The organism is Mycobacterium lehmannii (genome assembly GCF_001499925.1).
Lineage (GTDB): Bacteria > Actinomycetota > Actinomycetes > Mycobacteriales > Mycobacteriaceae > Mycobacterium > Mycobacterium lehmannii.
Window position 1 is genome coordinate 67,511 of the sequence record NZ_LQIR01000034.1, and the last position, 22,415, is coordinate 89,925.

At 66.8% G+C, this 22,415-nt stretch carries 18 protein-coding genes; 8 read left to right on the plus strand and 10 right to left on the minus strand.

Features of this window, described 5'->3' with window-relative positions; all coding sequences use genetic code 11:
• Positions 1–3 precede the first annotated feature (3 nt).
• Positions 4–1,233, minus strand: coding sequence for an amidohydrolase family protein (locus tag AU192_RS17265; protein ID WP_064398334.1), 1,230 nt, complete (start codon positions 1,231–1,233; stop codon positions 4–6).
• 2 nt (positions 1,234–1,235) lie between these two features.
• Entirely contained in the window at positions 1,236–2,381 is a 1,146-nt protein-coding gene (locus AU192_RS17270; protein ID WP_064398335.1) for a thiolase family protein, read from the minus strand.
• Between the two features lie 66 nt (positions 2,382–2,447).
• Here AU192_RS17270 and AU192_RS17275 point away from each other — a divergent pair, with 66 nt between their 5' ends.
• Positions 2,448–4,634, plus strand: a complete 2,187-nt coding sequence (locus tag AU192_RS17275; RefSeq protein WP_082695044.1) for a molybdopterin-containing oxidoreductase family protein — start codon at positions 2,448–2,450, stop codon at positions 4,632–4,634.
• 137 nt (positions 4,635–4,771) lie between these two features.
• Here AU192_RS17275 and AU192_RS17280 read toward each other — a convergent pair whose 3' ends face one another.
• Entirely contained in the window at positions 4,772–5,986 is a 1,215-nt protein-coding gene (locus tag AU192_RS17280; RefSeq protein ID WP_064398338.1) for a CaiB/BaiF CoA transferase family protein, read from the minus strand.
• 192 nt (positions 5,987–6,178) lie between these two features.
• On the opposite strand from AU192_RS17280, the gene AU192_RS17285 reads away from it, so the two are divergent.
• Positions 6,179–7,657, plus strand: a complete 1,479-nt coding sequence (locus AU192_RS17285) for an aldehyde dehydrogenase family protein (protein WP_235630336.1) — start codon at positions 6,179–6,181, stop codon at positions 7,655–7,657.
• On the opposite strand, the gene AU192_RS17290 is transcribed toward AU192_RS17285, so the two are convergent.
• The 3 genes from AU192_RS17290 to AU192_RS17300 form a co-directional block, all read right to left on the minus strand.
• Positions 7,641–8,282: a TetR/AcrR family transcriptional regulator gene (locus AU192_RS17290; RefSeq protein ID WP_064398342.1), complete on the minus strand. Its 642-nt coding sequence runs from the start codon at positions 8,280–8,282 to the stop codon at positions 7,641–7,643. The two genes, AU192_RS17285 and AU192_RS17290, sit on opposite strands and share 17 nt — an antisense overlap.
• A 3-nt stretch (positions 8,283–8,285) precedes the next feature.
• Positions 8,286–9,494 (minus strand): cytochrome P450, encoded by a 1,209-nt coding sequence (locus AU192_RS17295; protein WP_064398343.1) that lies wholly within the window; start codon positions 9,492–9,494, stop codon positions 8,286–8,288.
• A 67-nt stretch (positions 9,495–9,561) separates the two neighbouring features.
• On the minus strand, positions 9,562–10,368 hold the full coding sequence (locus tag AU192_RS17300) for a coniferyl-alcohol dehydrogenase (protein ID WP_064398815.1): 807 nt from the start codon (positions 10,366–10,368) through the stop codon (positions 9,562–9,564).
• Positions 10,369–10,484: 116 nt separating this feature from the next.
• Between AU192_RS17300 and AU192_RS17305 the strand changes: the two genes are divergently transcribed.
• The gene (locus tag AU192_RS17305; RefSeq protein WP_082695045.1) at positions 10,485–11,978 is read left to right on the plus strand and encodes a coniferyl aldehyde dehydrogenase; all 1,494 of its coding nucleotides are present in this window, start codon (positions 10,485–10,487) and stop codon (positions 11,976–11,978) included.
• Here the strand turns inward: AU192_RS17305 and AU192_RS17310 are convergent.
• From AU192_RS17310 to AU192_RS17320, 3 genes are read right to left on the minus strand one after another with little or no spacing between them, the layout of a single operon-like run.
• The gene (locus AU192_RS17310) at positions 11,962–13,617 is read right to left on the minus strand and encodes an acyl-CoA synthetase (protein ID WP_064398345.1); all 1,656 of its coding nucleotides are present in this window, start codon (positions 13,615–13,617) and stop codon (positions 11,962–11,964) included. The two genes, AU192_RS17305 and AU192_RS17310, sit on opposite strands and share 17 nt — an antisense overlap.
• A 21-nt stretch (positions 13,618–13,638) precedes the next feature.
• Positions 13,639–14,253: a PaaI family thioesterase gene (locus AU192_RS17315; protein ID WP_064398347.1), complete on the minus strand. Its 615-nt coding sequence runs from the start codon at positions 14,251–14,253 to the stop codon at positions 13,639–13,641.
• 19 nt (positions 14,254–14,272) lie between these two features.
• Positions 14,273–15,271, minus strand: coding sequence for an aromatic ring-hydroxylating oxygenase subunit alpha (locus AU192_RS17320; protein ID WP_064398349.1), 999 nt, complete (start codon positions 15,269–15,271; stop codon positions 14,273–14,275).
• Between the two features lie 159 nt (positions 15,272–15,430).
• On the opposite strand from AU192_RS17320, the gene AU192_RS17325 reads away from it, so the two are divergent.
• From AU192_RS17325 to AU192_RS17345, 5 genes are read left to right on the plus strand one after another with little or no spacing between them, the layout of a single operon-like run.
• The gene (locus AU192_RS17325; protein WP_064398352.1) at positions 15,431–17,056 is read left to right on the plus strand and encodes a flavin-containing monooxygenase; all 1,626 of its coding nucleotides are present in this window, start codon (positions 15,431–15,433) and stop codon (positions 17,054–17,056) included.
• Positions 17,053–18,159 carry a hypothetical protein gene (locus tag AU192_RS17330; RefSeq protein WP_064398354.1) on the plus strand — a complete coding sequence of 369 codons (1,107 nt, stop codon included), beginning with the start codon at positions 17,053–17,055 and terminating at the stop codon, positions 18,157–18,159. The genes AU192_RS17325 and AU192_RS17330 overlap by 4 nt, the downstream gene beginning before the upstream one ends.
• Positions 18,159–19,226, plus strand: a complete 1,068-nt coding sequence (locus tag AU192_RS17335; protein WP_064398820.1) for a phosphotransferase — start codon at positions 18,159–18,161, stop codon at positions 19,224–19,226. The genes AU192_RS17330 and AU192_RS17335 overlap by 1 nt, the downstream gene beginning before the upstream one ends.
• Entirely contained in the window at positions 19,223–19,600 is a 378-nt protein-coding gene (locus tag AU192_RS17340; protein ID WP_064398356.1) for a nuclear transport factor 2 family protein, read from the plus strand. The genes AU192_RS17335 and AU192_RS17340 overlap by 4 nt, the downstream gene beginning before the upstream one ends.
• A 38-nt stretch (positions 19,601–19,638) precedes the next feature.
• Positions 19,639–20,685, plus strand: a complete 1,047-nt coding sequence (locus AU192_RS17345) for a TIGR03857 family LLM class F420-dependent oxidoreductase (protein ID WP_064398358.1) — start codon at positions 19,639–19,641, stop codon at positions 20,683–20,685.
• Between the two features lie 172 nt (positions 20,686–20,857).
• Here the strand turns inward: AU192_RS17345 and AU192_RS17350 are convergent, their stop codons facing one another.
• Positions 20,858–22,354 (minus strand): acyl-CoA carboxylase subunit beta, encoded by a 1,497-nt coding sequence (locus AU192_RS17350; RefSeq protein WP_064398359.1) that lies wholly within the window; start codon positions 22,352–22,354, stop codon positions 20,858–20,860.
• Between the last annotated feature and the right edge of the window lie 61 nt (positions 22,355–22,415).

Below are 22,415 nucleotides of genomic sequence, written 5' to 3' on the forward strand. Positions count from 1 at the left end.
CGGTCAGGCGTTCGACAGCGCGGGCGGTCTGACCGCGTCCGGGTCCGGGTTCGCGATCGGCAGGCCCATGAACCGGCGTGCGTTGTCGCCCATGAAGTCATAGGTGCGACGCACGTCCATGCCCTCGGCGTACTTCCAGAACCCCTTCGGTTCCGCGAGCCCCTCCGGGTGCGGGTAGTCCGAACCGAACAGCACCTTGTCCCAGCCCACGGTGTCGACGACGTCGGACACGCAGCCCTCCCAGAACGGGCTCACCCAGATGTTGCGCCGGAACACGTCGTGCGGATGTTCACCGAAGTTCTGCGGCATCTTGCGGTAAAGATCACCGAAGTCCTTGAACAGCGGCTCGATCCACGAGCTGCCGTTCTCGACGCTGGCGATGCGCAGCTTTGGGAAGCGCGTCAGCGTGCCGTGGCAGATCAGGGCGGTGATCATGTCGGCGATCTCGCGGTGTCCCAGCACCATCCACCGAAACGCGCTCTGCGCCATGAAGTTCTGGGTATAGGGCGGTTCCCACTGCCCGACGTAGTCGTCGAGCGGCGGATAGCTGGCGTGCAACACGATGGGTAACCCGGCCGCTTCGACGTCGCGCCAGAACGGGTCGAACTCGGGCAGCGCCGGTGAGCGCCAACCGTGCAGCCCCCGAACCGGTCCCGGTTTGATCAGCGCGACCTTGGCGCCGTTGTCGAGGATGTACTCCAGTTCGCGCTGTGCGCCGTCGACCTCGGAGAGGTTGATGATCGGAGTGGAGAAGATCCGGTCGTCGTAGTTGAAGCTCCAGTGCTCGGCCATCCACTGGTTGAGCGCATGGATGACCGCGAGGCTCAGTTGGGGATCGTCGGCGGTGGCGTGTTCGATCAGGCTGGCCAACGTTGGGTAGTTCAGCGCCTCGACGACGCCCTGCCGGTCGAGTTCGGCGATGCGGTCCACCGGATTACGGGTCGCGGCCGGTGCCTCGATCGCCGGGCCTTGCATTTCGCGCAGTGTCAGCCCGTCGGTGTTCTCACCGGCGAAGAACTTTTCGTGGGCACCGGGCGCGGCCACCCGTTCGGATGTCGGGTTGGGGATGAAGTCGTTGACGCGGTTGTTGATGACGATTCGTGTGTGCCGACCGATCTGGGCGAATTGCACGGCCCGCGAGTACTTGTCGGGTAGATACTTGACCAGCGCGTCGGCGGTCTCGTACATGTGCTGGTCCGCGTCGAAGATCGGCGCATCGGTGAACTGGGTCATGGTCACCTCGTCAGGATCGTCGCGGCGGCGGTTCCGGGTGCGCCGTAAAGCTGCGCGAAGCCGACCTTCGGCTCGCCGGGCACCTGGCGGTCGCCGGCTTCGCCGCGCAATTGGCGGACCAACTCGTGGATCTGACGCAGGCCCGATGCACCGATCGGCTCACCGTTGGCGATCAGCCCGCCGTCGGTGTTGATCGGCAGCGGACCGGTGATCTCGGTGGCCCCGTCGGCCAACAGCTTCTCCTGGTCGCCGTCGGCGCAGAAGCCGCATTCGGCCATGTGGATGATCTCGGCACCGGCGTCGGTGTCCTGCAACTGGACGACGTCGACGTCCTGCGGCGCCACACCGGCCTTTTCGAAGGCGGCTTTTGCTGCGTAGACGGTGGGCGCGACGTCCTCCTCGACGGGGGCGAACGTCGTGTTCACCTCGTACGCACCGTATTTGCGGGTCCGGACCTCGACCGCGCGCAGGTACACGGGTTTGGTGGTGTAGCGCTCGGCGATGTCGGCGCGACACATCACGACCGCGGCCGCTCCCTCGTCGGGTGCGCAGAACATGTACTGGGTGAGCGGATAGTTCAGCATCGTCGAGTTGAGGATCTGGTCTTCGGGGATGGGTTTGCGGCGGAACGCGTTGGGGTTTAGCGCGCCGTTGCGGAAGTTCTTGGCCGCCACCTTGGCCAGCGTTTGCTGGGAAATGCCGTGCTCGTGCAGGTAGCGGTTGGCTTTCATCCCGAAGAACTGGGTGGTGAGGTACTGACCGTTCTCGGCGTACCAGCGCGGCATGCCGACCAGGGCGGGATCTTCGGTGAACGCGCCGCGCGGATGTTTGTCCAGCCCGATCGCGATGCCGATGTCGTAGTCGCCCAACCGGATTCCGTCGGCGCACGCCTTGGCTGCGCTGGCCGCCGTCGCGCAGGCGTTGAACACGTTGGTGAACGGGATTCCCGACAGCCCCACCATGCCGACGATCGCGTCGGGGTTGGCCACGGTCCAGCTGCCTCCGGTGGCGAACTGCACGTCCTTCCACTCGACACCGGCGTCGGCGACGGCGGCGAAAATCGCGTCAACCCCCATCTCCATCGCGGATTTGCCCTCGAAACGCCCGAAGGGATGCAGTCCGACACCGATGATCGCCACGTCGTGCATGCCTGATCCTCTCTGGTCAACGCCGATCCGACGTGTAACTGTAACTCTTACAGTATCGTAATCGGCGTGGCGCCGGTCATCGAGAACAAGCCGACCTTCTGCCGGATCTGCGAGCCGTTGTGCGGAATGATCGCGACGGTCGAGGACGGTCGCCTGGTGGCGCTGCGACCGGACAAGGAACATCCGCTGTCGGCCGGCTTCGCGTGCCAGAAGGGCATCGCGTTCACCGAGGTCGTCAACGATCCGGACCGGGTGACGCGGCCGCTGCGTCGCGGGCCGTCCGGCTTCGAAGAGGTGACGTGGGATGAGGCGATGGCCGACATCGCCGACCGCCTGTCGCGAATCTTGCGTCGCCGCGGCTCCGGCGCGGTGGGCTGGTACATGGGCAATCCGGGGGCCTTCAGCTACGCGCACACTTTCGCGGCGTTGTTGTTCATGAAGGGTCTCGGCCGCCACGGGCACTACTTCACCGCGTCGTCACAAGACACCAACAGCAGGCTCATCGCGAGCCAGTTGCTCTACGGGGTTCCCACGTCGGTGCCGATTCCAGATCTGACGCGAACCGACCTCCTGGTGATGATGGGCGCGAATCCGGTTGTGTCACACGGCAGCTTCTTGACCGCGCCGCGGATCAAGGACCGCATGCACCACATCGTGAAGCGTGGTGGACGCGTGGTGATCGTCGACCCGCGGCGCAGCGAGACCGCTGTGGCGTTCGAGTGGCTCGGTATCGCGCCGGACACCGACTCGCTGCTGCTGCTCTCGTTGCTGCACGTGATGTTCGCCGACGGCCTGGTCGACGTGGCCGCGGTGAAACGCAAGGCCGACGGCGTGGACTGGCTGCGCGACCTGTGCAGGCCCTTCACCCCGGAGTCGACGTCAGCGCGAACCGGGATCGACGCGGACAGCGTGCGGGGCTTGGCGCGTGACCTGGTGAGCACACCGCGCGCGGCTATCTATGGCAGGCTCGGCACCTGTGTCGGCAGCCATGGCACGCTGACCACGTACCTGATCGACGCGGTGAACCTGGTGGCAGGCAATCTCGACGTGCCCGGCGGTTCGGTGTTCAGCTCTATGCACACCGTCGGCCAGAAGTGGCAGAACGTCGCGATGGGTGCCGTGATGCGCCGGTCCTACCGGCGGAAGCGCTCGCGGGTCGGCGCGATCCCGAGCGCGATCGGTTCGGAGCCTGCGGCGCTGATGGCCAAGGAGATCACAACACCGGGCGAGCGCCAGATCCGGGCGATGTTCGTTTCGGCAGGCAATCCTGTGCTGTCGGTGCCCAACGGTGAGGAACTCGAGGCGGCGTTCGGTGAGCTGGAGCTGTCGGTCGCGCTCGACTTCTACGTCACCGAGACGAGCGCGCAGTGCGACTACATCCTGCCGGTGACGACAATGTACGAGCGCGACGACTTCCCGTATACGTTCCAAGGGTTTCAGGCCACGCCGTTTCGCCAAGCGACCGAGGCCGTGCTGGCCCCGGTGGGCGACGCCCGCGGAGAGTGGGACATTGTCGAGGAGCTGGCTCGACGGCTGGCCCGTCGAGTGCCTGCGTTCGCGGTGTTCTCCGGAATGCGAAAGCTCGTGCAGTTGCTGGGATCCGAGGCATCGCCGCGGGCCATGATCGACGCCCTGATCCGGATGTCGGAGGGCGGCGACAGGTTCGGTCTGCGCCGCGGCGGGCTGACGCTGCGACGGCTGACCGAGCAGCATCCGCACGGCGTCGTGGTCGCACCGCACATCCGCACGGGCGTGTTGCGCGAGGCGGTCGGTTATCTGTCGCGCCGGGTTCGGCTGGCGCATCAGGGGATTGCCACCGAGACCGACAAGTTGTCGCGGCGGGCGCTGCCCGACGGCTACCCGCTGCGGATGATCGGGTTGCGCGAGCCGCGCTCGGAGAACTCGTGGATGCACAACTCGCCGTTGTTGATGCGGGGTGACCGTCGCCAGCATGCGCTGATGCATGTCGACGACGCGGCTGAGCAGCACATCGTCGACGGCGACGAGGTGCGGATCGCCTCACCGTACGGCGCGATCACCGTGCCGGTGTCGACGACGAAGGACCTCCTGCCCGGGGTCGTCGCGGTGCCACACGGCTGGGGGCACAAGGGAACCGGGAGCTGGCGGCTGGCCAACCGGGCCGGCGGCGCGAACGTCAACCAGCTGACATCCAGCGACCCGGCCGACGTCGAGGCGCTGTCCGGGATGGCGTGGCTGACGGGCGTGCCCATACGGGTCGAGCGCGTTCCGTAACTCCGCGAGCATGCGTCTGCTGCCGACAGGCCACATCCTCGCCATTTCGCGCACGCTCACGGGGCGCCCGGCGTGCGCAAAGTGCTGTTGTAGCGCGGTGTTTCGTGTGCAGACACGCGCTCGCGCAACAAGGAAGCTCAGGCGATCGCGCCCTTTTCCTTCAGCGCCTCGATGCGGTCCCAGTCCATGCCGATATCCATCAGCACCAGCTCGGTGTGCTCGCTGGCCTGCGGTGCGCGCGTCGTCTCCAGCGGCTCGTGGTTGAACTGCACCGGGCCGCGAACGACCTTGAAGGGCTCGCCCCCGTCGGCCGCCTCGACCTCGACGACCATGTCGTTGGCGAGCGCCTGCTCGTCGGTGGTCAGATCGAGGAAGCTCTGGAACGGCGCCCACTGGCCCTTCATGGTCTTCAGCCGTTGACGCCAGTACTCGAAAGGCTTGCTGCGGATCTTCTCGCGAATCAATTCGACTGCCGCGGCAGCGTTCTCGATCAGCGGCATCACGTCGCCGAAACGCGGATCGTCGGCGAGTTCTGGCAGTTCTAGATGCTCGAACGCGTCGCGGATGTAACCGGTCGGGCTGACGATGCACAAGTTGATCGTGCCGCCGTCGGAGGTCAGATAGTTTGCCATGAACGGATTCACGCTCGGGCCCGCGGCATCCGGCATCAGCGAGCGCATGGTCTCGCCGGTCTCCATGCCCTGTGTCACGCTGGCCCCGCCGGCCCACCATGCCGTGCTCAGCAGCGAGACGTCGAGTTCGACCGCCTCACCGGTACGCATCCGGTGAAAAAGTGCGGCCGAGATACCACCCGCGATGTTCATCCCGCCGATCGAGTCGCCGAACGCCGGGATGCCCTGTGACAGCGCCCCGCCGATTTCCTCGGGGGTCAAGGCGTGCCCGACCCCGCTGCGGGTCCAGAAGGCGGTGCCGTCGAATCCGCCGGTGTCGCGCTCGGGCCCCTTGTCGCCGTATGCGCTGCCGCGCGCGTAGATGATGTCGGGGTTCGCGGCGCGAATGTGCTCGACGTCGAACTTGTTCTTCTGTCGTTGCGCGGGAAGGTAATTGGTGAGGAAGACATCCGAGGTCTTGGCGATCTCGTAGAGCACCTCCTGACCCTCGGGCGTCGACACGTCGATGCCGACACTGCGCTTACCGCGGTTGGGGTGTTCGATCAGTGGATGGCGGTTGGGGTCGAGTTGGAATCCGCCCATGTTGATGAACCCCCGTTGGGTGTCGCCGCGCACTGGGTGTTCGACCTTGATGACGTCGGCGCCCCAGTCGGCGAGGATCGCTCCCGCTGCCGGAACGAAGGTGAACTGTGCGACCTCGAGGACGCGCACGCCCTCCATGACCTTGACCAAAATCGGCTCCTCATACCCGGCGCTCCGGCTGTTGTATAAACTTACTGTAAGCATTACAGTTAGTCGTCCCGCTATGAGAGTCTACGAGGTAGCCGCTTGAGCTCCGCCAGGAATCCAGAGGAACCGACCGAGACCAGCATCGACGTCGGCCAGCGAGCCGCGGGACGCGCCGAATCGCGGATGCTCATCGACGGGGAGCTCGTGTCGTCGGCCTCCGGCGCGCAATTCGACAACCTGAGCCCGGCCACCGGCCGACTGTTGGGCAGCACGGCCGCCGCTGAGGCCGAGGATATGGATCGCGCGATCGCCGCCGCCCGTCGCGCTTTCGACGAGACCGACTGGGCCACCAATCGACACCTGCGCGCGCGCTGCCTGGATCAGCTGCAGTTCGCGATCGAGGCCGAGCAGGAGGAGCTGCGTGAAGAGCTGATCGCCGAGGTCGGCGCTCCGGTGATGACAACCCGGTCCGCACAACTGGATTGGCCGTTGGCAGACGGCCTGCGGTACCCCGCCCGGCTGATGCTCGATTTCGGATGGGAGCGAACGCTCGACGGAGGCGGGCTGTTCGGCGAGCGCAACGTGCGCACGGTGATCAAGGAGCCGGTCGGCGTCGTCGCCGCGATCACCCCGTCCAACTTCCCGATCGAGGTGATCCTCAACAAGCTCGGGCCCGCGCTCGCGACCGGAAACACTCTGGTGCTCAAGCCGGATCCGAACACGCCGTGGAACGCCACTCGGCTCGGCCGGCTCATCGCCGAGCACACCGACATCCCTCCCGGCGTCGTCAACGTGGTGCCCACACCGTCCAACGACGTCGCCGGGCTGCTCGGCACCGACCCCCGCGTCGACATGGTCTCGTTCACCGGCTCGACAGACGTCGGCAAGCGGTTGATGCGGCAGGGCGCCGACACGATGAAGCGGATGTTTCTGGAACTGGGCGGCAAGTCAGTGTCGATCGTGCTCGACGACGCCCCGCCCGCGGCGATCGTCGGGTCGGCGGTGGGAGTGTGCGTGCACGCGGGTCAGGCCTGTGCGGCCACGACGCGCATGCTGGTGCACCGGTCGCGCTACGACGAGGCCGTCGCCACGGTCACCGCCGCCTATCAGGGTGTGCCGGTCGGCGATCCGGTCCAGCCCGACACGTTGGTGGGGCCGGTGATCAGCGCCGCGCAGAAGAAGCGGGTCCTCGACGCGATCGAGCAGGCCCGCGCGGACGGTGCCGAGATCGCCGCGGGCGGCGGGCCCGTCGCAAACCTTCCCGACCATCTGGCGGACGGGCATTACGTGGCGCCGACGGTGATCGTCGGCGTCGGCAACGATGCGGCGATCGCGCAGCAGGAAGTATTCGGCCCGGTGCTGGTGGTGATGTCGTTCGATGACGACGACGAGGCGGTGCGGATCGCCAACGACAGCGCATACGGATTGGCGGGTGCGGTTTCGTCGCGCTCACTGGAGCGCGGGATGGGGATCGCCCGTCGCATCCGCACCGGTTCGTTCGGCGTGAACGGGGGCATGTTCTACGGGGCCGATGCGCCGTTCGGCGGATTCAAAAGCAGCGGTGTCGGAAGACAGTGCGGCGTCGAAGGTTTCGAACAGTACCTCGAGTCGAAAACGGTGGCCTACCGCGCACCGAAGAACAGCGCTACGCCGCCGCGATGATCGCTTCGGCGTGGTCGAGGATGCTGTCGAGGATGTAGCCGAAGTCGATGTCGTCGGCGAACCCGATGTAGCGGCCGCCGTCGTCGCGCTGAGAGGGGAAGCCCTCGGTACGCTCCTGGAGTCGCTCGAGAACCACCGAACCCCGGATGTGCACCGAAATCGCGCCATACGTCTCGGCGGCCTGGTCGACCGTGAGCCCCGCTTCGACCAGCGCCCCGATCGGCTGCCCCAGTTTCTGCAGCGCACCGTGCATCGCACGGTGTCCGAACTGCCCGCGGATCAGCACCAGATCGCAGAGGATGGGGTCCGCACGGAACCGCTTACGCATGGTCAAGGCGTGGTCGCGCAACGACTCTCGCCAATTCGACGCCGAGATGGTCGGTACCGTGAACTCGAACCGCTCCAGCGCCCGGTCGGTCATCGCGTCGAGAAGATCGTCCTTGCGGCGGAAGTACCAGTAGATGCTGGTGACGCCGACGCCGAGGTGTTTGGCGAGTTGCGGCATGCTCAGGTTCTCGATCGACACCTCCTGCGCGACCTGCAGTGCGCCCTCGAGGATCTCATCGGCATTGATGGAGCCGCGGTCACGGCGCCGGCGGGTACGGCCGCCCGCGGCTTTGGCCATGGATCAACCGGCCGGATCGAACGTCACGGGCAACGCCGTGGGTGAGCGGAAGGGTTGGCCGGCGATGTGGGGGTTGTCGTCGGTGACGAGTTCGATGTTGGTCAGCCGGTCCAGTAGGGATTCCATCGCGACCCGGGTCTCCATGCGCGCTAGATGCAGTCCCATACAGGTGTGCTCGCCCGCCGCGAAGGAGATGTGCGGTGTGCGCTTGCGGAAGATGTCGAACTCCTCGGAGCGTTCCCACCGGTTTTCGTCGCGGTTGGCCGATCCGATGCATACGTCGATCACCGAACCCTCGGGGATGGTGACACCTCCGAGCTCGGTTTCCTCGGTCGCGTAGCGCTGCACGGTGGTCAACGGCGTCTCAAACCGTAGGCCTTCTTCGATGGCCGGCGAGATGAGCTCCCGGTCGGCCTGTACCGCTGCGAACTGCTCAGGGTGGGTGAGCAACAGGTACAGCAGGTTTCCCGACGACCGGTACGTTGTCTCCAGCCCCGCGGGCAGCAGCAGCCGCAGGAACGAGTAGATGGACTCGTCGCTGAGTTTCTCGCCGTCGATCTCGGCGGTGACCAGATCGCCGATGATGTCCTCGGTCGGCTTGGACCTGCGCTTGTCGATCTGCGCCAGGAAGTAATCCTTCAGCGCGGCGGACGCCTCGAATGCGCGCTTGTACCGGACGTGGTAGCTGATCAATTCGACGGCCCGCTTACGGAACCACGGCAGGTCCTCCTCGGGCAGGCCAAGCAGCTTGGAGATGACGCGGGTCGGGAACTCGAATGTGAATTCCCGAACCAGGTCTGCGCTCCCGTTGTCGATGAACTCATCGATCAGCGCGGTGACCACCGGGCGCACGACCTCGGGTTCCCAGCGCGCCAACGACTTCGACTTAAACGCCGAGGACACCAGGTTGCGGTGGTCCCAGTGTTTCTTACCCTCCATCGCCAGGATGGTCGGCCCGATGAACAGGCCGATGGTGTTGTCGTAGATGTGTGAGTTGAACACCTTGCCGTCGCGGAAGACCCGGTTGACTGCATCGAAAGACACGGCCGCATAGAGGTTTTCCGGCATCGCCTCCGGCGCCTGGGACCAGTCCATGACGCTGCCGCGAAAGACACCGCTGGTTTCCCGCCGCTTCTGCGCGAACATCGGGTAGGGGTCTCGCAGCAGGTCGAAGGTTTCGTCGACCGTGGCGTCCTGTACGGGGCTATCCACGATTGATCTCCCTCGTCTGGTCCGGACAGGTAACGAGCATGGGTACTGTAAAGCTTACAGTATAGGGCTACGTGACGATAGGTGCTGGCTGGGGAAGTTGCACCGGTGCGCCCGCGAGCATCGAGTTGACGAAGCCGGCATCGACCTGGAGGTCTTGGCCGGTGATCCACCGCGCCTCCGGGGACCCGAGGAACGAGATCACCGGGACGATGTCGTCGACCGAGGCGTGCCGCCCGACGGTGGCCTTGCACATGTCCAAGACCTCCTTGCCCATGGTCTGCTCGAAGTCGGTGAGGATCGGCGTCTCGACCGGTCCGGGGCTGACCGTGTTGATCCGCACGCCGTAGGTGGTCCACGCCGGACCCGCGAGCCGTTTGGCGTACAGGATCACCGCCTGCTTGGAGGTGCTGTACACGGGATAGTCCGGATCCTGCTCGGCCTGCCAGCGCTCGACGGCGTCGGCGTCGGTGAGTTCGAGGAGTCCGGTCAGGGTCTCGACGCGTTGGTCCCATCCGAGCGCGGCGGTCGAGGCGACCGCGACGATCGATCCGCCTCGGCGCATTCGGGGGAGCATGCCCTCGACGACCAGTCGCATGCCGAGGTAATTGACCTTGAGCACGTCAGCGGGCGGCGCCGTACCGGGGACGCCGGCGACGTGCGCCACCATGTCCCAGTCCGACCCGATCGAGTCGAGCAGGCCGCGAATGGCGGCCGGATCGCGCAGATCGCAGCGCGCGGATTCGGAGGCCGGCGTTCGGTGGTCGCGGACGTCGACCGCGAGGACGTGATCGCCGCGGTCGTGGAAATGCGTCGCGACCGCCGCCCCGATACCCGACCCCGCGCCGATCACGACGACTTTGCGCTTTTCGGTCATCTCGTGCATTCCCTTCGCGGCAGACCGGGTCGGCGTACCATTCGAACGGCCGACTGTAAGCACGACAGTAAACAATTCGGGTCCGGCAGACAATCTCTTCTGGCGATGGTGGTGTGATGAGCGAGAGCACAATTCAGGTGGGCACCGCCGAGGGCAGCGCGCGCGACGCGATGATGACCGCGCTCGAGCGCCAACGGAGCGCGTTCCTGGCAGACGGCCCGCCGAGTGCTGCCGAGCGGCGCCATCGCATCGACCGATTGCTGTCGCTGGTGCTGGACAACGCCGACTCGTTCGTCGACGCCATGGCCGCCGACTACGGGACCCGGCCGAGGGCGGGCTCGCTGTTCACCGAGATACTCGGCATGATCTCGGTCATCGAGCACACCAGATCCCATGTGGCGCAGTGGATGCGGGCGACGCCGTTGATGCGGGCCGGCCGGTTGTTCGGGCTTCGGGCCGAGGTCGAGCCGTCACCGCTGGGCGTGGTCGGCATCATCGGGCCGTGGAACTTCCCGCTGAACCTGGTGGTGCTGCCCGCTGCAGCGGCTTTCGCGGCGGGCAACCGGGTGATGATCAAGATGTCGGAGATAACGCCGCACACCGCGGCCCTGATGAAGTCGACGGCGCCGAAGTACTTCGATCCCACCGAACTCGATGTGGTGACCGGCGGACCTGATGTCGCAGCCGAGTTCTCGTCACTGCCGTTCGACCACCTGTTCTTCACCGGCTCGCCCTCCGTTGGCGCTTTGGTCCAGCGGGCGGCCGCCGAGAACCTGGTGCCCGTGACGCTCGAACTCGGGGGCAAGAACCCGGTCGTCGTCGCGCGGGACGCGGACCTGCGCCGGTCCGCAGCCCGCATCGCGCGTTCACGGATGATCAACGGAGGTCAGGTCTGCGTCTGCCCCGACTACGTCTTCGTACCTGACGACCGAATCGACGCGTTCGTTGCGATCGTGAAACAGACTTGGCGACAGATGTTTCCGAGCATTGTCGACAATGACGAGTACTGCTCGTCGGTGAACAAGGCGAATTTCGACCGTGTCGTCGCTCTTATCGACGACGCACGAGCTAAGGGCGCGCGCGTGGAGGCGGTCGCACCGGACGGCGAGGTTCTGCCCGACCGCGAGTCGCGAAAGATCGCCCCCACCCTCGTGCGCGGCATCGACGACCGGATGGCGATCGCCGCCGAAGAGGTCTTCGGCCCGGTGCTCGGGGTGCGGGCCTACCAGCGCCTCGACGAGGCGATCGACTACATCAATCGGCGCCCGTCACCACTGGTCGCGTACTGGTACGGACCTGACAACAGCGAGTTTCGGCGCTTCGTGCGCGACACCCGCAGCGGCGGCGTGGCACGCAACGACTTCGCCGCGCAGATGATTCCGTCGGCGGCACCGTTCGGCGGAGTGGGCCGCAGCGGGATGGGCGCCTACCACGGCAAGGCGGGGTTCTACGCGTTCAGCCACCACCGCACCGTCGTCGGGACCGACCTGCCGTTCACCATCACCGGACGCGCGGCGCCGCCGTTCACCGCGTCGATGCGGGCGACGACCGCGCTCGGGCTGCGTCTGGCGCGCAACCGGACCAGGCGTCGGCTCAGGCGTTCGCGCTGATCGCCTGCTCCCGGGCCCACCGGTAGTCGGCCTTGCCCGCGGGACTGCGTTCGATCACCGGCCGGAACACCACGGCTTTCGGAAGTTTGTAGCGCGCAATGGAATTCGCGGCATGGTCAATGAGTTCCTGGGCGTCGGCGCTGGCGCCCTCGGTGAGGGCGACGACCGCGACGACCTCCTGCCCCCACCGCTCGCTGGGCCGCCCCGACACCACGACGTCCGCGACGGCCGGATGCGACAGCAGCGCCGTCTCGACCTCCTCGGCGAAGATCTTCTCGCCGCCGGAGTTGATGGTCACCGAATCGCGGCCCAGCAACTCGATGGATCCGTCGGCCTGGTGGCGGGCGCGGTCGCCCGGGATCGAGTACCGCACCCCGTCGATCACCGGGAAGGTCTTGGCGGTCTTGTCCGCATCGCCCTTATAGCCCAGCGGCACGTAACCCCGCTGCGCCAACCATCCGATGCCGTCGTGGCCGGGTTCGAGGATCGCGGTGAAGTCCTCGGACGCGACGAAGGTATCGGGACCCGCGTTGAACTGGCCGGTCGACACCGCACCGGGGGCCGACATGTGGTTCATCTGGATGCCGGTCTCCGAGGACCCCACGCCGTCCATGACGATCAGGCCGGGTTTGACGTCGATGAGCCGTTGTTTGGCGGTCGGGGTGAGCAGCGCTCCGCCGTTGGCCACCACAGCGAGCGACGACAGGTCGGCCGAACTGCGCTCGATCGCGTCGGCGAGCGGACGTGCCACCGCGTCGCCGACCACCTGCACCACGAGGACTTTCTCCCGCTCGATCGTCTGCACCACCTCGTCGACGTCGAGGCTGGCGGGATTCGCGGTGAACACGATGGTCTGGCCCGTCGTCATCGCGGTCATCGCCGCCCACTGGGCGGCGCCGTGCATGAGTGGCGGCAGGGTGAGGATCTTGGTGCCGGGGCCTTCGGTGACCCGCTTGGCAATGTCCTCGAGTGAGGTGATGAGCTCGCCGGTGGCCATGTTGCGTCCGCCGAACGAGGTCATGAAGATGTCGTGCTGGCGCCACAGCACGCCCTTCGGCATGCCGGTCGTGCCGCCGGTGTACAGCACGTAGAGGTCATCGGGGGATGGCTCGATCGGCGGCAGCACCGCGGTGCCGTCGCCGACGATCGATTCGTAGTCGACGGCGCCGTCGAGCAGGTCGTTGCCCGAGTCGTCGGCGATCTGGATCAGCACGCGAAGGTCGGGCAGACCCGGTAGCACCTCGGCGACACGGGGTGCAAACGTCGCGTGGTACAGCAGCGCACCGGCCCCGGAATCGTTGAGCAGATACTGCAATTCGTTCTTGACGTAGCGGTAGTTGACGTTGAACGGCGCGACGCGGGCCCGCCACGAGCCGAGCATGCCTTCGATGTACTCGGGGCCGTTGTAGGCGTAGATGCCCAACAGGTCCTGGCCCACCTCGTGCCCGGCGAGCTCGGAGCGCTCGACGTGGCAGCCGAGCCCGCGGCTGTGCAGAAACGCGGCCAGGCGGTTGGCCCGCTCGACAACCTGGGCGTAGGTGTATCGGCGATCGCCTTGGACGATGAACTCTCGGTCGCCGATCACGGCGGCGACGGTGTCGGCGGCGGCCGGGACGGTGAACTGTGTGGTCACAGACATTGCTTCTTTCCGGGGTGCCTTTCACGGCTGGTGGGCAAGCAGTTTGATCATCAGACCGTTGGCCTCGGATAGTACGTTGCCGTCCGCGTCCGTCATCGCCGCCCTCACGAACAGTTTCCGCCCCTCGACCGAATCGATCCACGCCCGAGCCTCGAGCGGTACCTCGATCGGCGTCACTCGCCGGTAGTCCACGTGCAGGTAGGCGGTGCGGCTGTCTGGGCGGCCGGCCGCCGAGACCACCATGCCGAAGTGCCAGTCGTAGAACAGCGGGATCACCCCGCCGTGCACGGCGTCGTTGCCTCCGACGTGGAAGCGGCCGAAATGCCCGCGCATCGTGACCTCGTCCGGTCCGGACGTCACGACCTGCCACGGCGGCATCAGGGGGTGTCCGTTGCCGGGCAGATTGGCAGCCCGGCCGGCGGGGGCGACGCCCGCGGGAGCCTTATGTGCTTCCAGGCGTTCGCACATGTCCTCGAGCAGTGCGGCCGAGTCGTTCCACAGCACGGCGTCCGGATCGGTGGAGACCGTGATGTTCTGCAGTCTCCGCAGCGCGGAGATGAACCGACCCATCTCCGGAGAACCCAGAGTCGGTTTGACCCTGGCGAATTCGCGGATGTGGTCCTCGGTGTCGGTCACTGCGCGGCTACCGCGGGCTTCATACCGTTGCGGGGAGGTCGTAAAACTGTTTCGCCCACTTCCGCAGCGCCATATACGGTTTCGCGTCCGTGCGGGACAACGCGGGGTTCTCGATGTATTCCTGGTAGCGCCAGATGTTGAGGTCGTCCCACACCGTACCCATGAATTGGCGCTCGACCTTGCGGCGCACCTCCTCGGGCGGGACGTCGGAGGTGTCACCGGGCAGGCGCGGCCACCAGATCGAATAGAACATGTCCGAGTAGCCGTCCTCGACCGGAGTGCACGCGAAGATCAGCCGGTGGTTCGACGAGCCCTCGAACGCGCTGATCGCGAACCCGAGACCGGACAGGTGGCTGTGGATGTAGAGCGCCATCTTGTCCGGATCGTCGCTGGAGGCGTCGGGCCACCCGGTCAGGAACCGCCACTCCTCATCGACTATCTCCCAGTTGAGGCACTTCGGGGTGACGGTCGCGTGATGCACGTAGTGGAAGTGCGCGCTGTCGGGGCCGTTCTCCGCGACGATCTGCGGATGCACCGGCTCGCGTTCTGCGCGGCTCGAAAACTCTGGGTACGGGCGATAATACGCGTCTTCTGCGGTCGGGAACTGCGGAAATTTGTGGAACAAGTCCGGCAGTTCCCACCGCGGCGGCTCGCCTTCGGGGTGATGCCAGGCGAACACGCAGCCGTACTGCTCGCGCACCGGGAAGACGCGAAGACGCAGCGCCTTGTTGGGCCGGTCGGGCTGGTAGGGGATGTAGCGGTTGGTGCCGTCCGGGCCCCACCGCCAACCGTGGAAGGGACATTCGACGCATTCGCCGACGACCTTGCCGCCGTGGCCGATGTGCGCGCCGAGATGCCGACAGTGCGCAGAAAGCATGTGCAGCTCGCCGGCCTCGTCGCGGTAGGCGACCAGGTCTTCGCCGAAGTACCGCAGCGGCCGCGTCTCGCCCGCGGGGAATTCCGCGGACCAGCCGATCATGAACCAACCGGTGACCTTCCAGGTGAACGGTACTTTCATGCCGCGCCGCCTCCCATATCCGCGTAGTAATGGAAGAGCTTACAGTAGTGGTTTCAGGAACAGCGACGATCCGGTCGTGTTCACCGAAATCCGCCTGCGGTCCGGCGCAATACTGTAATAGTTACAGTATCTCCACTTCCTGGACGTGAGGGCCCACCTGTGACGACATCCGATTCCACCCGCTTCGACGCGATCATCGTCGGGGCCGGGTTCTCCGGGCTGTACGCGCTGCATCGACTGCGTGAGCAGGGGCTGCGCACCATCGTCCTGGAGAAGGCCGAGAACGTCGGGGGCACATGGCTGTTCAACCGGTATCCCGGTGCCCGCTGTGACATCGAGAGCATCGAGTACTCCTACAGCTTCTCCGAGGAGATCGAGCAGGAGTGGGTGTGGACCGAGACGATGCCGCGCCAGCCCGAGATCGAGGCGTACCTGAACTTCGTTGCCGACCGACTCGATCTCCGCCGCGACATCCGGTTCCACACCGAGGTCACCGCGATGACCTTCGACGAGACCGCCTCCGAGTGGGAGGTGCGGGCCGCGGACGGGAAGGTGTTCGTCGCACCGTTCGTCGTGGCGGCGACGGGGATCCTGTCGGTCCCGAAGGAGCCGGAGATCCCCGGCATGGGTGCCTTCGAGGGTGTCTCGCTGTTCACCAGTCGGTGGCCGCAGCACGACGTGGACTTGGCTGGCAAGCGGGTCGGCGTGATCGGGACGGGTTCGACTGGCGTACAACTGATCCCGGTCGTGGCTCAACAGGCCGGCCACCTCACCGTCTTTCAGCGCTCGCCGGCCTATACGCTGCCGTGGGAGGTTCGCCCCTTCGACGACGGCGAACTCGACGAGTTGAAGGCGAACTACGCCCAGATCCGCGCCGCGCAACGCGAACACGCGGTGGGCGCGGCCCGGCTGAGCGCGTTCTCGGTGATGTTCGAGATGATGACCAAACCGCCGCTGAAGTCGGCTTCTCGCGAGGAGCAACTGCGCGCCGTCGAGGAGGGCGGCATCATCGGCGCGCTCAGCTGGGGCGACGTGTTCTTCGACATCGAGGCCAACCAGATGGCGGCCAAACTCTACGGCGAGGCGGTGGCGCGCATCGTCAAGAACCCCGAGACCGCGGCGGCGCTGACCCCGACGCACCCGTTCGGATGTAAGCGTCCGATCATCGACCAGGGTTACTACGAGACATTCAACCGCGCCAACGTGACGCTGGTTGACCTGCGCAAGGGTCCGATCGTGGAGGTCACCTCGACGGGCATCCGCACGGAACAGGGCGACCACGAGCTCGACGTGATCATCTACGCCACCGGCTTCGACGCGATGACCGGGGCGATGACGAGGATCGCGGTGACCGGGCGCGACGAGCTGTCCCTGGGCGACTTTTGGACGACCGAGGGGCCGTACGCATACCTGGGGATCGCGGTGGCGGGCTTCCCGAACCTGTTCATCATCCAGGCGCCCGGAAGCCCGGCCCCGGCAAGCAATTTCGTGACCGCGCTCGAACAGCACGTCGAGTGGATCGGCGACTGCATCGGGTACCTGAAGGACAAGGGGTATCGCAGCATCGAAGCGTTGCCCGACGCGCAACGCGAGTGGATCGAACACGCGACGTCGTTGGTGGCGCCGACGGTGCTCGACCATCCGTCGTGCAACTCCTGGTACAACGGCGGCAACGTACCGGGCAAGAAGCGGATGTACATGGGCTACACCGCGGGCATTCCCGAGTACCGGCGCCGCTGCGACGAGGTCGCCGACGCCGGCTACGCCGGGTTCAAGCTGGCATGAGACCCGCCGAACGCGCGTACCGCGTCGGGCGCGACTTCGCGGGCGTGGTGCCCAGAGCACACGCCGCGGTGGCCGGACCCGGCGACTGGAAGCCGCTGTCGCGCAGCGGTGCCCGCCAACTCGGTGAGGTCGTGCTCGACGAACTGGCGCTGACGGGAATGACGCTGACCGCACCTCCACCGCGGCTGGAGCGCACGGTCGAGTCCTGCGCCGCCGCCGCTGAGGAGCTAGAGGGCTTGGGCATGGGGGGTGTGCACGTCGAGCCGGATGCGCTGCGGCCCAGAATGATCCGGCACCGCCGGTTCGGCCGATCCCGATACGAACAATTGAGCTTCGAGCACGACCCCCACCTGCCGTCGTCGCTGCAGGGATTCGGCGGTCCCGCCACGGCGGTGGTCCATCTGTGCCGAAGCGGTGACGAGGCGCGGCCGTGGCTGGTGTGGGTGCACGGCGCCGGTCAGGGGCTGCCGATCGACCTGGTGTTCTCGCGGGCGCGGCGGCTGCAGGAACAGCTCGGGTACAACATTGCGCTGCCGGTGCAACCCGGATGCGGGGTGCGGCGCGACCGGTGGCCGACATATCCGAACATGGATCCGCTGAACAACCTGGCGGGCATGATCCGGGTGGTGTCCGAGGTGCGGGCGGTGCTCCGTTGGCTTCGGCCGCAGGCGAGTGCGATTGCCGTATCAGGGGTTTCGATGGGCAGCCCGGTGGCGGGTCTGGTCTCGCACCTCGAAGCGGTCGACGCCGTCGCGGTCTACACCCCGATCTTCGGGCTCAACGCGATGATCGCCGCACACCTCGGGCGGTGGGGACCGTCGGTGCGCGAGACGGTCGACCTGTTGCGGTCAGAACCCGTCGAACGCGTGATGTCGGTCGTGGACTACCAGTCCGTCGAGCCCACGGCTCCGCCCGAGCGTCGGCTCATCGTCGGGGCGTGGCACGACCAGATGGCGCGTCGCGAGCCGGCCGAGCGACTGCACGAACGGTGGGGCGGCGAACTGTACTGGCACTGCGGCAGCCACGTCGGCCACCTGTTCGCGGGCGGTGTGCAGCGGGCGTCGGAACGCTTCCTCAGGGCGGTCAGCGGGAGCGGGGCGTGATGACGGCGAGTACGGCCGCCGCGGTGCCCGGCGGAATCGACGAGATCGACGCCGCGTGGTTGACCGAGGCGCTCCGCACCGACGCGGGGCTCCACGGCGCGACAGTCGACGACGTCCGCGCCGAGCAGATCGCGATGGACAGCGGTTTCTCGTCGCTGCTGTACCGGCTGCACCTGACCGGCGCGGCGGTGCCGTCCACGCTGATCGCCAAACTTCCCGCGGTGTCGGAGGCGCGCGGCGCGATGGAGCTGCTGGGTGGCTACCGGCGCGAGGTGTCCTTCTACCGTGACGTCGCCGGGCGGGCGCCGATGGACACACCGCGGGTCTACACCGCCCGGATGGCTGATGACGGCGTCGATTTCGTGCTGCTGCTCGAGGACCTCTCGGAGTGGGACAACGCCGATCACCTGGCGGGGCTGACGATGGACCGGGCCCGCACCTGCATCGGAGAACTGGCCGGCCTGCATGCGTGGTCGGGCGAACCGGCTGTGCTCGAGCAGTTTCCGAGCATCGACACCCCGATCGCACGGGACCTGCTGCTTCCGGCGTTCGGGCCGGGATGGCAGATCTACCGTGCGCAGACCGCGGTGCGAGTCCCGCCCGGTGTGGCGGCGTTCGCGGAACGCTTCGCCGAACGCGCGGTCGCGGCGCTGCCCGTGCTTGCCGAACGGGACATGGTGCTGCACGGCGATATCCGGGCCGACAACCTCTTCTTCTCCGGCGACCGGATGAAGGTGGTCGACTTCCAGTTCACCGCCCGCGGCGCGGGTGCGGCCGACATCGCGTACCTCGTCACCCAGGGCCTGCCGACCGACGTCCGGGAAGGCCACGACGAGGCGCTGCTGCGTGAGTACCTCGACCACGTCGCCGCGCACGGATCTGCATACGACTTCGAGGAGGCGTGGCGGCACTACCGCTTCGCCGCGGTCTATCTGATGGTGCTGCCGGTCATCACGCTCAACGGGTGGGACGCGTTGCCGGAACGGTCCCGGCGACTGTGCCTGACGCTCACCGACCGCGCCGTGGCCGCGATCGATGCCATCGACGCCCTGGAGGTGTTCTCATGAGCCGGTCCGCACGCGAGGTGGTGGAGTTGTACAACCTGGTGGCGTGGAACAAGGCGGACTTTGCACTGGCCGAGGAACTGTTGGGCGAGACGGTGATTCGCCACGAAGTGGGGGAGCCGGCGCATGTTCTGACGCACGAGCAGGCGGTGCGACGGGTGGTCGATATGTGGCAGGTGTCGGAGAGCATCCGCTTCGACCTGAACCTCGTGGTCGCCGGTGACGACGGTGAGCACGTCGCGATCGTCTACCAGTCACCGATCACGATGAAGGACGGGACGCAGACCACGATCGGCAGTATGGAAGTCTTCCGGGTGGTCGACGGCAGAATCGTCGAGGTGTGGAACTGCGGCTACAAGCAAGGAGTGTGGGCGTGACGGATCCGGCGGGCTGGGGAGCGAAGCGACGTGGGGAAATGAGCGGCGAACAAGTGCTCGACGAGCTGGGCTACTACCTGTTGGCGGGCGCCGGGGGTGAGGGCCCGGCCACGCTGATGGACGAGGCTCGCCGCGGCGAGGAGCTCGGGTTCGGCACCGCGTTCATCTCCGAACGCTGGAACGTCAAGGAAGCGTCGTCGCTGGTGGGTGCGGCGTGCGCGGTGACGTCGCGCATGCAGATCGCCACGGCGGCAACGAATCACAACACACGTCATCCGCTCATCACCGGATCGTGGGCCACGACGATGCACCGCCTCTCGGGCGGCCGCTTCACCTTGGGCATCGGGCGGGGGGTCGCGGCGATGTACGCGGCGTTCGGCATCCCGTCGGTCACGACCGCGCAGATGGAGGATTTCGCCCAGGTCGTGCGTCGGCTGTGGAACGGCGAGGTGATCTTCAACCACGACGGACCGATCGGCAAGTATCAGGTGCTGTTCCTCGACCCGGACTTCCGCGAAGACATCCGGCTGGCGATCGTGGCGTTCGGCCCGCAGACGCTGGCGCTGGGCGGGCGGGCGTTCGACGACGTCGTCCTGCACACCTACTTCACTCCCGAGACGCTGCAGCGGGCCGTGAAGACGGTCAAGGACGCCGCCGAGAAGGCGGGCCGCGATCCGTCGAGCGTGCGGGTGTGGTCATGCTTTGCCACGGTCGGCGACCATCTGCCCGAAGAGCTGCGGTTGAAAAAGACGGTGGCCCGGCTGGCCACGTACCTGCAGGGCTACGGTGATCTCCTGGTCAGCACCAACGGCTGGGATCCTGCTGTGCTGCAACGCTTCCGCGACGACAAGGTCGTCCAGTCGATCCCCGGCGGTATCGACCACAAGGCGTCGGCCGAGCAGATCGAACACATCGCGACCCTGATCCCCGACGAATGGTTGGAGCCGTCGGCCACCGGATCGGCCCGGCAGTGCGTCGAGCGCATCCGCAAGGAGTTCGACTACGGCGCCGACGCGCTGATCATGCACGGCGCGACGCCCGACGAACTGGAACCGATCGTCGCCGCCTACCGCGCCTCTGAGTAACCCCACAGCGCTTCTTGTGGCGAGCGTGCGTGTCTGTTCACGCCACGCCGCGAAAAGTGCGCGCGATTTGCACGCTCACCGCTGCGCGAGCGTGCGCGTTCGCGGAAAAAAGGGCGGCGCGTCGTGTGCAGACACGCTCGCTCGAGCGGACTGGGGTTAGCGCGGACTGGGTTCAGGGCGTGATGACCGTGCGGGCGACCGGTTCGGGGGCAGCCTGGCGGCTGTAGACCGCTCGCTGCAGCCCCCACAGCAGTGCGTTGCGGGTCTCCTCGGGATGGATCAGGTCGTCGAAACCGAGGTGACCCGCCGACCGGAACGACGCCTCGACCTCCATCTGGCGAAGCCGCGCCTCGACATCCTCGGCGGCGTGTGAGGCCTTGCTGAGTGCGGCCGCGCTCATCGCGCCCATCGTGGCGCCCGGGTAGGCGAACGTCGCGCTCTGGTTGTCAAACCCCAACAGCGACATCACCATCGAGCCGAAACCGTACGCCTTGCGCAGTGTGACGTGCAGCTTGATCGTCGTCGCGGCGGTCTGCGCGGCGAACATCCGCGCACCGCTGCGCAGCACACCGGCTTTCTCCGAGCGGCTCCCGGGCAGCATCCCCGGGTTGTCGGCGAGGAACACGATCGGCAGGTGGAACGAGTCGGCGACGGTGATGAAGTGTGCCGCTTTGTCCGCGGCGTCGGCGTCGATGGAACCGGCGATGACCTGCGGTTGGTTGGCCACCACCGCGACGGGGTGGCCGCCGAGATGGGCCAGCGCGCAGATGATCGCCGGCCCGAACTTCGGCTGGACCTCGAACCAGTCGGGGCGGTCGAAGACGACGTCGAGCACGCGCCGCATGTCGTAGACGCGCCGATTGCCGCGGGGCACAAGCTCGAGCAGCTCCGGGGTGTTCCGCGGGGCGGCCGCCTCATCGGCGGGAAGCGAATCCGGATACGACCACGCGCTGGCCGGAAAGTACGACAGGTAGCGGCGGATGTCGTCGAGCACCGCTTCGTCGTCCTCGGCGAGGTTGTGGATCACGCCGCTGGCGAGGGCCACCGTCGGACCGCCGAGGTCCTCCTTCGAGATGTCCTCGCCCGTCGACTCTTTCACCACGGGAGGGCCCGCGGTGAAGATGGCGCCCTGGCGGCTCATGATCGTCCAGTCGCAGACCGGAGCGACCAGCGCGCCGTGCCCGGCCGACGGCCCGAGCAAACCGGCGACCATCGGCACCTTGCCCGAACACTGGGCTTGCGCGAGAAGGTCGGTCGGGGTGCGGCCGTAGTGCTCGCCGCTGGGGCGAAAGCCCGCGCCCTCGAGCAGCATCACCAGCGGCACCTTGTCGCGCACGGCCAGCTCCGCCAATCGGTACCGCTTGGCGTTTCCGCCGGGGCCGATGCTGCCCGCCAGTGTCGTGAAATCCTCGGCGCCGACCATCACCGGCTTGCCGTCGAGATAGCCGGAGCCGGCGACGATGCCGTCGGCGGCGATGTCACCGCCGACCAGGGTGCCGAACTCGCGGAACGTGCCCTTGTCGAGCAGGTACTCGATGCGCGCGCGGGCGTCGAGCTTGCCTTTGTGGCGGTGCTTGGCGACCCGTTCGGCGCCGCCCATGTCGTAGGCGGTCTGACGTCGCCGCGACAGCTCGTCGAGCGTGGCATGCCAATCCTCGGCCTTGGTCATCACAACTCCTGTCCATGGATAGGCGATCGTCGCACCGGCATGACCTCGTTGACCATACTGA